An 11329-nucleotide genomic window follows, 5' to 3' on the forward strand; every position below is an offset into this window, starting at 1 on the left:
GTCCTTAGCTCAGCTGGATAGAGTACCTGGCTACGAACCAGGCGGTCGGAGGTTCGAATCCTCCAGGACGCGCCACTCATTGAAACAGCCTCGCAATTGCGAGGCTTTTTTGTATCTAGACATCTGGAATATGGCGTAGGATCACTAGAGCCTATGTTCCTCTTTTTAAAAGCGAATATGTGCGTATCTAAGCAATTTGCTATCAAGCTTCTGTCGCATCGTGTGAATCATCCTGATTATCCCTCCTATACACTGACTTCCATTTTTCATTTCAATTACTCTCATGTAGTCACTTTGTTTGTTATTTGTTTATTGATTGTTAATTTTGTTCATCTTTTTGTTTTTGTTGGTTTTTACTGCGTGAGTCCCGATTTGATTTTGAAATCTAAATCGCAGTTTTTATTTATGTCCTCCTTTACTCTGTTCGTAAGGTGATAGCGATTTGAAGTGATTATTTTGTCATGAACTGTGATCTGGGTAGTGAATAAATAATCATTTATCAGGATTACTACAAACCTTCCTTAAACAAAATTGACAAAATTTAACCAATCGAGATAATCCATGGGTCGGGATTTGACACTATTAAAGTCCTGCACGTTGTCAGGATGACAAAGAAAGGAAGCAACATGACTAATATAGGAAGCCTGCTAGTAGATGCGGCCACCCTGATGCTAACGGGGATGGCGGTCGTATTTATTTTCCTCACTATTCTTGTTTATCTCGTTCGGTTAATGTCGAAATTGGTACCAGAAGAAGTACCAGAGCCGATCGCAGCACCAAAAACAAACACTAATATTCAATCAACCTCTTCAGCTGTTAGTCCACAAGTAGTGGCGGCGATCTCGGCTGCGATTCATAAACATCGCGCCTCATTCGCGAAGTAGCCGAACTAGGATTAAAAAGGAGTTTAAGAGCATGTCTAAACCACTAGCTATTACTGATGTGGTCCTTCGTGATGCCCATCAATCACTATTTGCTACGCGTATGCGTATTGAGGATATGCTGCCTATCGCAGCTGAGTTGGATAAGGTTGGTTACTGGTCTCTAGAGACTTGGGGTGGTGCAACATTTGATTCTTGTATTCGATTCTTAGGAGAAGACCCTTGGGAGCGTTTACGTGAACTAAAAAAAGCGATGCCTAATACACCAATGCAAATGCTACTGCGTGGTCAAAACCTTTTAGGATACCGCCATTATGCCGACGATGTAGTAGAGAAGTTTGTTGAACGCGCGCATGCTAACGGCATGGATGTATTCCGTATTTTTGATGCAATGAATGACGTGCGAAACTTCCAGAAAGCCGTTAAAGCAACGGTTGATGTTGGTGCGCATGCTCAAGGTACGTTGTCTTACACAACGAGCCCAGTGCATAACGCAGACACTTGGGTTGACTTGGCAAAACGCCTAGAGGATTTAGGTTGTCACTCGCTGTGTATTAAAGATATGTCTGGCTTACTTAAGCCTTATGAAGCGGAAGAGCTTATCACGCGTATCAAAGCGTCTTGTGATGTGCCATTGGCACTTCATTGTCATGCAACAACGGGGCTGTCTACAGCAACAGCGGTAAAAGCAGTGGAAGCGGGTATTGATATTCTCGATACTGCGATTTCTTCAATGAGTTGTACTTACGGTCATACACCGACTGAAACGGTAGTCGCTATGCTAGAAGGCACCGAGCGAGATACCAATTTAAAACTCGAGCAACTGGAACCTATCGCCGCATATTTCCGTGAGGTACGTAAGAAGTATGCGAAGTGGGAAGGCCAGTTAAAAGGAGTCGATTCACGCATCCTGATTGCTCAAGTGCCTGGTGGTATGCTGACCAATATGGAAGGCCAGTTGAAAGAGCAGGGCGCTGCGGATCGCATTGATGAAGTATTAGAAGAGATCCCTCGTGTACGTGAAGATCTTGGTTTCATTCCATTGGTGACTCCAACTTCACAGATCGTCGGTACGCAAGCGGTGATTAACGTTCTTACTGGCGAGCGCTATAAGAGTATTACCAAGGAAACCGCTGGCCTATTGAAAGGTGAGTACGGTCAAGCGCCAGCCGAGTTAAATGCAGAACTGCAAGCGAAAGTGCTTGATGGTAAAGAGCCAATTACCTGTCGTCCTGCCGATTTACTTGAGCCTGAAATGGAGACGCTTACGGTTGATCTGATGGAGAAAGCGAAATCAGAAGGCATTAAGCTAGCAAGTGAGCGTGTTGATGACGTACTCACTTATGCACTTTTCCCTCAAGTTGGGCTTAAGTTCCTTAAGAATCGTGAAAACCCAGAAGCATTTGAGCCTGCACCAACGCTAGAAGCTGCAAAGCCTGCTGTACCTGCGGCTCAACCAGCAACTGGCGGTGTAGAAACTTATAGTGTACGTGTTGACGGGCAGGTGTATGAGGTGGAAGTTGGTCCTAAAGGTGAACTGACATCTGTTGCTCCTTCTAATGCACCGGCAAAATCGGCTACACCTAGCACACCTTCTAATGCTTCAGCTGAAGCGGTGCCTGCTCCTCTTGCAGGTAACATCTTCAAAGTGAATGTTCAGCCTGGTGCTGAGGTAGCTGAAGGCGATGTATTGCTCATCCTTGAAGCGATGAAAATGGAAACTGAAGTACGAGCGGCGCGTGGTGGTGTGGTTCAAGAGCTGAACGTTAAAGAAGGCGATGCTGTCACAGTAGGTGCGCCTCTGTTGAGCCTGGCGTAAGGGAGTATCATGGACGGATTGTTAACCCTTTGGGCAGAAACAGGGATCGCTAACTTCGAGTTCGGCCAAATCTGTATGATGCTGGTTGGTTGTACCTTGCTGTTTTTGGCAATTAAAAAAGGATTTGAACCTTTACTGTTATTGCCGATTGGTTTCGGTGCTATTTTGGCGAATATTCCAAATGCTGGCTTTACTGAGCCTGGTGGCTTGCTCTACTACGTTTACTACATTGGGATTGAATCGGGTGTGTTCCCGCTATTGATCTTCATGGGTGTGGGCGCGATGACTGACTTTGGTGCTTTGATCGCAAACCCAAAAACGTTGTGGTTAGGTGCGGCTGCGCAGTTTGGTATTTTTGCAACACTGTTTGGCGCTATTTTGCTCAACTATGTACCTGGCATGGAGTTCTCCATGGCAGATGCTTCGTCTATCGCGATCATCGGTGGTGCTGATGGGCCAACAGCGATTTTCTTAGCGAGTAAGCTCTCTCCAGATCTGCTAGGTGCGATTGCAGTCGCGGCATACAGCTATATGGCATTGGTGCCGATCATCCAGCCACCAATCATGAAAGCACTGACAACCAAGGAAGAGCGTCAAATCAAGATGGCTCAGCTTCGTCATGTTGGTAAATGGGAGAAAGTCATCTTCCCGCTTGCTGTATTACTGATGACGATTCTGTTCTTACCTTCAGCTACGCCATTGGTTGGTATGTTCTGTTTGGGTAACTTGATGCGTGAAGCTGGTGTGGTCGATCGTTTATCGAAAACTGCTCAAAATGAATTGATCAACATAGTGACTATCTTTTTAGGTCTTGGTGTTGGTTCTAAGCTGCAAGCTGAGCAGTTCTTGAACCTAGAAACGTTAGGTATTTTGGGGTTAGGCGCAGTTGCATTTAGTATCGGTACTGGTGCGGGCGTCCTGATGGCGAAACTGCTTAACAAGTTCTCGAAAGAAGACATCAACCCACTTATTGGTGCGGCTGGCGTTTCTGCGGTACCAATGGCCGCGCGAGTCGTAAACAAAGTTGGTTTACAAGCTAACCCGCAAAACTTTTTGTTAATGCATGCGATGGGACCAAACGTTGCTGGTGTGCTGGGTTCAGCCGTTGCGGCTGGTATATTGTTAGCACTTGTTGGTTAGACATTATTGAAAATGGAATGATCAACCAATTTACAAAATCACGATTAACTTAGGTTAACAAAATGGTTTATAGTCAAAGGGATGCTTTCGCATCCCTTTTTGTTTTCTTGCAGGGAATGGTTTATGGAACACAAACAGATCGTTATCACTGAGTTTGGTGATGCCAACGTACTCGCGATTCAACATGCTTCTACACCATCACCACAGCCTGGTGAAGTCTTAGTAAAAGTCGCTTTTTCAGGCGTAAATCCTATTGATGTCAAAACTCGAGCTGGGCTCGGTTGGGCGGCAGCGCAGAATAAGGACAATTTACCTTGGGTGCCAGGTTACGACATCTCAGGAAAAGTGATGTCTTGTGGAGAGGGGGCATCACGTTTTAATGAAGGTGATGAGGTGGCTGGATTTATTGGTTTCCCAGTTCGAGGCGGTGGTTACAGCCAATACATATGTGTTCCAGAAACTGAGTTAAGTCATGTTCCTAGCTCTGTCACTTTAGAGGCAGCTGCTGCATTACCGTTGGCGGGACAAACTGCGGCACAAGCTCTCAGTAAGGCTAATGTGACGGAAAACGATCGCGTACTTATCCTCGCTGGAGCCGGTGGTGTTGGACACCTCGCGGTACAAATTGCGATCGCGACGAAAGCGGAAGTCTTTACAACTTGCAGTGAACGAAATCTAGACTACCTTGCGACGCTCGGTGCTCATGCAGTGAACTATCAATTTGCACCAGTGTCAGAACGTGTTGAAGATGTTGATGTTTTGATTGATTTAGTAGGCGGAGATGCTGCGTTAGATGCGCTTAAATGCCTGAAAGACAATGCGAGAGTCATCACCGTTCCAACCATCACAGCTGAGCTGATTTGTGAAAAAGCCAAACTCCTAGGCTTTGAGGCTAGTGGCATGTTGGTTGAACCAGATCCTGCGCAGTTAGATACCTTGTTGTACATGGTAGGCGTTGGCTTACTGAAGACTGAAATTCAACAGGTTTATCCTATGAGTGATGTCATTGGTGCTCACCAGCAGGTCGAATCAGGAAGAACCAGAGGCAAGGTGTTGCTTGATATGACATGCTAGAAGCATTTAACACGAGTTTTGAAAGTTTAGCGCTTTGGTTTTCAGATTCAGCATTATGGGTGCTTTTCATGACCGGTTTTCTCAGTGCCACGTTGTTGCCTGGTGGTTCTGAGGCGGGCTTAGTTGCCACTCTCTCATTAAATCAATACTCCGTTTCTTCAATTGTTATGGTCGCTACTATCGGTAATACGCTTGGTGGCTTAACAAATTATTGGCTTGGCTTGTGGATTCCCAACAAAGCACAAGAGGAAAAGCACGGTCATACCGCATTAAAGTGGCTCTCTAAGTATGGCTATTGGGGATTATTTTTTAGCTGGTTACCTGTAATTGGAGACCCGCTGTGTTTAGCCGCAGGGTGGCTAAGAATGAAGTTTCTGCCTTGCGTGATTTTAATATTTTTAGGAAAGGCTGCTAGGTATAGCTTACTTGCGGCCATCTATCTCGGATTATTTTAAGGAAAGTACATGAAGATGTTTTGGGTTGGCGCGTGTTCACTGTTGGTGATCACGGGCTGTGCATCAAATACGCCAGTTTCATCACTGCCGAAAGGGGTAACTTTCGTTGAGTCATCGAAAGCTGAAGAAGGCAAAGTTAAGATTCCATACCAAAAGTATAAACTCGATAATGGTTTAACGGTGATCTTAGCTCCTGAAGATTCTGACCCATTGGTCCATGTGGATGTGACTTACCATGTTGGTTCAGCTCGTGAAGAAGTGGGTAAGTCTGGTTTTGCGCATTTCTTTGAGCACATGATGTTCCAAGGTTCAGAGAACGTTGGTGACCAAGAGCACTTCAGGATCATCACAGAGGCTGGCGGCACGTTAAATGGTACAACAAACCGCGATCGTACTAACTACTTTGAAACTGTCCCTGCTAACCAGCTCGAGAAAATGCTGTGGTTAGAGTCTGACCGTATGGGCTTTTTGTTGGATGCGGTTTCTCAACGCAAATTTGAAATTCAGCGTTCGACTGTAAAAAATGAGCGAGCTCAGCGTTACGATAATCGTCCTTATGGCTTGATTTGGGAGCGCATGTCCGAAGCGCTATATCCTGAAGGTCATCCGTATTCGTGGCAAACCATTGGTTATGTTGAAGATCTTGATCGTGTTGATGTGAACGACCTCAAAGCGTTTTTCTTGCGTTGGTATGGCCCAAACAATGCGACTATCACGATCGGTGGTGACTTAGACGTTGAACAAACTCTAGAGTGGGTAAATAAGTACTTCGGTTCGATTCCTCGTGGTCCTGAGGTTGAAAATGCGCCGAAACAACCTGCAAAACTGCAAGAAGACAAATACATCACTCTAGAAGATCGTATTCAACAACCTATGGTGATGATCGCGTGGCCAACAACCTACAACGGCGAAGAAAGCCAAGCGTCTCTCGATACATTATCAGAAGTATTGGGGGGCGGTACCAACAGCGTGCTCTATCAAGACCTAGTGAAGACTCAAAAAGCGGTCGATGCTGGTTCATTCCATGATTGTGCTGAACTGGCGTGTAACTTTTACGTTTACGCAATGGGTGATTCTGGAGATAAAGGCGACCTATCAAAACTGTACGACGAGCTTTTACAATCACTTAATCAGTTTGCGGAAAAAGGCGTGACAGAAGATCGCCTTGAGCAGTTGAAGGGTAAAGCGGAAGCGGATGCTATTTTTGCGCTAGAAAGCGTTAAAGGTAAAGTGACTCAGTTGGCTTCCAACGAGACATTTTTCGGCGATCCTGATCGTCTTGAGCAACAGCTTGAACAAATCCGTGCAGTTACGCCGACTTCGGTAGAAAAAGCGTATACGGACTTTATCCAAGGTAAGAACAAAGTGACCCTAAGCGTGGTCCCAAAAGGAAAAACAGACCTTGTCGTAAAACCTGCGACCGTTGTGACACCAAAGCGTACGCTGCCAGAATATGAGAAGATTTCCGATGACCAATTGGCGTATCGTCGTGCGACCGATAACTTCGATCGCTCAGTGCAACCGCCAGTAGGAGAACCAGTGAAAGCGACGATGCCAGAGCTGTACGAGTTACATTTCAAGAATGGCTCAGAGCTGCTTGGTGCAGTTAGCGATGAAACGCCGACGGTGATGATGCAATTTAGTTTACCTGCAGGGACACGTTTTGTTGAAAAGGGTAAAGAAGGTCTTGCCCAATTGACCGCTGCGATGTTGCAAGAAGGTACAACGAAACGCAGTGTCGAAGAGATTCAAGCTGAGCTTGATAAACTAGGTAGTGTTATCTCTGTTAATGCCACAGGTTATACAACAAACATCAGTGTTTCTGCTCTAGAAAAGAACTTAGAGCCGACGTTAAAAATTGTCGAAGAGATGTTGCTGTCTCCTGCATTTAATCAAGATGATTTCGAGCGTGTAAAAATGCAAGCGCTAGAAGGCCTGGTATATGAGCACCAAAATCCAAGTTGGATGGCGTCACAAGCGAGTCGTCAGGTGCTCTATGGGGATTCGGTTTTTGCTCGACCAAAAGACGGCACGCAAGCAGGTGTCAGTGCATTAACGTTGGATGATGTCCGTGAATTCTACTCGAAGCATTACACGCCACAAAGTGCGCAAATCGTCGTTGTTGGTGACATTGATCAACAGGAAATTGAGCAGCAACTGACGTTCTGGAAAAACTGGCAAGATGAAGCTGCGCCATTGTATGCACCGCAAAGCATTGCTGCATTAGGTGAGCAAAAGATCCATCTTGTTGATAAACCAGGAGCGCCGCAAAGTGTGGTCATGATGGTTCGTCAAGGTATGCCTTACGACGCAATGGGCGATTTTTACCTAAGCCAACTGGCAAACTTCAACTTAGCTGGGAACTTCAATAGCCGCATTAACCAAAATCTACGTGAAGACAAGGGTTACACATACGGTGCTTACGGCTACTTCTCTGGTAATCCAGAAACAGGCTCGGTGGTTTTCACCGCGCAAGTACGAGCGGATGCAACGGTTGCTTCGATCATTGAGATGGAAAATGAGCTAAATGAATACTCGCAGTCAGGTATTACTGATGAAGAGATGAAATTTATGCGTCAAGCGGTCGGTCAAAAAGATGCACTGAAATATGAAACGCCAACACAAAAAGCGGAGCTCATCAGTGATATTCTTAAGTACAACCTCGATCATGATTACTTGCAGCAAAGAAACGCTATCGTAGAAAAAGTCGATAAGCAGACGTTGAATGCGCTGGCTCAGAAATGGTTTGATCCAAATGACTATCAAATTATCGTCGTTGGTGATGCTAAATCGTTGCGTCCTCAATTAGAAAAGTTGGGGAAAGACGTAGAAGAGCTTGAAATCATTCGATAGAGTACACATTTAATAGCGGAGAAACGTTTCTCCGCTATTCATCTAGATAAGCAACTTTTCGTGGGTTATTTATCTAGATGCATTAACTATCAATAACTTAGCTTACACTTGTGTTATGTAACAAGTGTCCTGCTCCCAATATAAGCGAACCTCATTTTGACTGATTTTGCTGCGCGACTAAAAAAAGTTGCATCAAACCCCGAAGTATTTAAGCAGTTTGGACGCGGTGTTGAGCGAGAAACTTTGCGCTATCGTCAGGATGGACATCTAGCTACAACTCCTCATCCTGAAGGGTTAGGCTCTGCGTTCACAAATCAATGGATCACAACGGATTTTTCGGAATCATTGTTAGAGTTCATTACGCCTGTGTCACATGAAATTCCAGAACTGATGGCACAGCTGAAAGATATCCATCATTTCACTCAAACCAAAATGGGTGAAGAGAAAATGTGGCCACTATCAATGCCTTGCTACGTGGGCTCAGAGGATGATATTCAGTTAGCCCAGTATGGCTCTTCGAATGCAGCGAAAATGAAAACGCTGTACCGAGAAGGCCTAAAGCGTCGCTATGGCAGCCTGATGCAAATTATTTCAGGTGTCCATTTTAACTTCTCGTTTCCTGAAACATTTTGGGATGCGCTCTATGGCGAGCAAGATGAACAAGCCCGCCAAGATGCTAAGTCTGATGCGTACTTTGCGTTGATCCGTAATTACTACCGCTTTGGCTGGATGATTCCCTACTTCTTTGGTGCATCACCAGCGTTATGTGGCTCTTTTATTCAAGGTCGTGAAACCGATCTGCCATTCGAGAAGATTGGCGGGACATTATATTTGCCGAAGTCGACGTCTTTGCGTTTGAGCGATCTTGGCTATACCAATAGTGCTCAAAGTGTGCTGAAAATTGGTTTTAACAGCATTGACCAATACCTCGATGGTTTGAGTGATGCGATTCGCCACCCATCAGAAGAGTTTGCGAAAATTGGGGTAAAAGTGGATGGTGAATACCGCCAGCTTAATTCCAATATCTTACAAATTGAGAATGAACTGTACGCTCCGATTCGTCCAAAACGTGTATCGAAAAGTGGTGAGAAGCCTTCAGATGCGTTACGACGCGGTGGTGTCGAATACATTGAAGTTCGTTCTCTAGATGTTAACCCATTCAGCGCAGTGGGCTTAAATGAAGAGCAAGTACGATTCTTGGATCTCTTCCTTACCTGGGCGGCCTTGTCAGACTCAGACCCTATGGATAACTGTGAATTAGAGTGTTGGCGCGATAACTGGAATAAAGTCATTGTTTCTGGCCGTGAAAAAGGTCTAATGCTGCAAATTGGTTGTCAAGGTGAACGTCTATCTCTACAAGATTGGGCACACCGAGTTTTCGTCGAGTTACGTCAAATAGCACAGCAAATGGATATGACCGCTGGTGGCAGTGCATACCAAGATGTGTGTAATCAACTCGAGACATGGATTGATAACCCAGAACTAACGATCTCTGGTCAACTATTAGAGCTAACGAAAGAGCTGGGCGGGCTAGGTAAAGTCGGTTGTACTCTTGGTATGAAGTACCGTGATGAAAACCTAGCTCACGGTTATCAGTACTATTCACAAGATACGATGGAAACGGAAGTTGCGTCGTCCGTGGAAAAACAAAAGCAAGCAGAGCAGAGTGACATGCTTTCTTTTGATGATTTTTTGGAAGATTACTTTGCTTACCTGAAGCAGTAATGACTAACTAAGGATTGGTGGGGTTGAACATTAAGTCGTTAGTAGTAGCGGTACTTGGAAGCGTGTTACTTGCAGGTTGTGCTACGGCACCGCCAAAGCAGCAGAATAACTTATGCGAGATATTCCGAGAGAAATCCGGTTGGTACGATGATGCCAAAGATATGGAAGATGAATGGGGTACCCCTATTCATGTCGCTATGGCCATCATTAAACAAGAAAGCAGCTTTCGGCACGATGCAAAACCACCTAAAGATTATTTGCTAGGGTTTATTCCTTGGGGACGAGTCAGCAGTGCGTATGGTTATGCTCAAGCTCAAGACCCTGCTTGGGAAGACTTCCAAGATGCGACAGGTCAGGGGGGCTCTCGTACCAACTTCGATGATTCTATGATGTTTGTCGGTTGGTACACTCATGAAACACGGCGTCAGCTAGGGATTTCATTATGGGATCCCTATAACCAGTATCTGGCTTATCATGAAGGGCGAGGTGGATATAAGCGAGGCACTTATAATCGAAAACCTAGTTTAATCAAAGTCGCTCGACGTGTTGAACAAACAGCGAAAACTTATGGCTGGCAGCTGAAGCAATGTCGTCAGGAATTAGAAGACAACAGCAGCTGGTTCTTTTAGCCCACAGTCTGTTCATGTGCTGTAGGGATGAATGACATTTATCCATTACCGAAAGGTACTGGAGTTACAATCAGGAGAGATGTAATGCCTTTACTCGATAGTTTTACCGTGGACCACACTCGTATGAATGCACCGGCAGTGCGAGTGGCGAAAACCATGCAGACCCCAAAAGGGGATACGATTACTGTTTTCGACTTACGCTTTACTGCGCCAAACAAAGACATTCTTTCTGAAAAAGGTATTCACACCCTAGAGCACCTTTATGCAGGCTTTATGCGTAATCACCTAAACGGTGATTCTGTTGAGATCATCGATATTTCGCCTATGGGTTGCCGCACAGGTTTTTACATGAGTCTGATTGGCACACCATCAGAGCAGCAAGTCGCAGATGCTTGGATTGCAGCAATGGAAGACGTGCTGAAGGTAGAAAGTCAGAATAAGATCCCTGAACTTAACGAATACCAATGCGGCACGGCAGCAATGCACTCTTTAAAAGAAGCACAACAGATCGCAAAGAACATTTTGGATGCTGGTGTTTCGGTGAACAAAAATGATGAACTTGCTTTGCCTGAGTCGATGTTAAAAGAGTTGCGCATCGACTAGGTGCTCATTAAGAAGCATCTTGCCCCAATAAATAAAAAAGCCTGACATGAGTCAGGCTTTTCTTTTGGTTATTTTGTGCCGTCCTAAATAAGGTTGACACTTTCCACCCCCAAAATTGGAGAGTGTTATGAAATCAACAACTAAAAGAAC

9 protein-coding genes are annotated in these 11329 nt (G+C 45.1%); all 9 read left to right on the forward strand.

The window, feature by feature from the left end; genetic code table 11:
- Window positions 1-626: 626 nt before the first annotated feature.
- The 9 genes from R7F67_RS19790 to luxS all read left to right on the forward strand — a co-directional run bounded on the left by R7F67_RS19790 (window position 627) and on the right by luxS (window position 11179).
- Window positions 627-884 (forward strand): oxaloacetate decarboxylase subunit gamma, encoded by a 258-nt coding sequence (locus tag R7F67_RS19790; protein WP_005379932.1) that lies wholly within the window; start codon window positions 627-629, stop codon window positions 882-884.
- Between the two features lie 31 nt (window positions 885-915).
- Window positions 916-2700 carry a sodium-extruding oxaloacetate decarboxylase subunit alpha gene (gene oadA, locus R7F67_RS19795; protein WP_225474072.1) on the forward strand — a complete coding sequence of 595 codons (1785 nt, stop codon included), beginning with the start codon at window positions 916-918 and terminating at the stop codon, window positions 2698-2700.
- Window positions 2701-2709: 9 nt separating this feature from the next.
- Entirely contained in the window at window positions 2710-3840 is a 1131-nt protein-coding gene (locus R7F67_RS19800) for a sodium ion-translocating decarboxylase subunit beta (protein WP_005379935.1), read from the forward strand.
- Between the two features lie 123 nt (window positions 3841-3963).
- The gene (locus R7F67_RS19805) at window positions 3964-4914 is read left to right on the forward strand and encodes an NADP-dependent oxidoreductase (RefSeq protein WP_005385434.1); all 951 of its coding nucleotides are present in this window, start codon (window positions 3964-3966) and stop codon (window positions 4912-4914) included.
- A complete protein-coding gene (locus R7F67_RS19810; RefSeq protein ID WP_005379938.1) occupies window positions 4908-5369 on the forward strand; it encodes a YqaA family protein in 462 nt (153 codons plus the stop codon). Before R7F67_RS19805 ends, R7F67_RS19810 begins: the two co-directional genes overlap by 7 nt.
- Before the next feature lie 9 nt (window positions 5370-5378).
- Window positions 5379-8222: a pitrilysin family protein gene (locus R7F67_RS19815; RefSeq protein ID WP_318057317.1), complete on the forward strand. Its 2844-nt coding sequence runs from the start codon at window positions 5379-5381 to the stop codon at window positions 8220-8222.
- Between the two features lie 156 nt (window positions 8223-8378).
- A complete protein-coding gene (gene gshA, locus R7F67_RS19820) occupies window positions 8379-9947 on the forward strand; it encodes a glutamate--cysteine ligase (RefSeq protein WP_064368762.1) in 1569 nt (522 codons plus the stop codon).
- Window positions 9948-9970: 23 nt separating this feature from the next.
- Window positions 9971-10576, forward strand: a complete 606-nt coding sequence (locus R7F67_RS19825) for a hypothetical protein (RefSeq protein ID WP_171343190.1) — start codon at window positions 9971-9973, stop codon at window positions 10574-10576.
- Between the two features lie 84 nt (window positions 10577-10660).
- The gene (gene luxS / locus R7F67_RS19830) at window positions 10661-11179 is read left to right on the forward strand and encodes an S-ribosylhomocysteine lyase (RefSeq protein WP_017820391.1); all 519 of its coding nucleotides are present in this window, start codon (window positions 10661-10663) and stop codon (window positions 11177-11179) included.
- Window positions 11180-11329 lie beyond the last annotated feature (150 nt).

The organism is Vibrio sp. YT-17 (assembly GCF_033337375.1).
Lineage (GTDB): Bacteria > Pseudomonadota > Gammaproteobacteria > Enterobacterales > Vibrionaceae > Vibrio > Vibrio alginolyticus.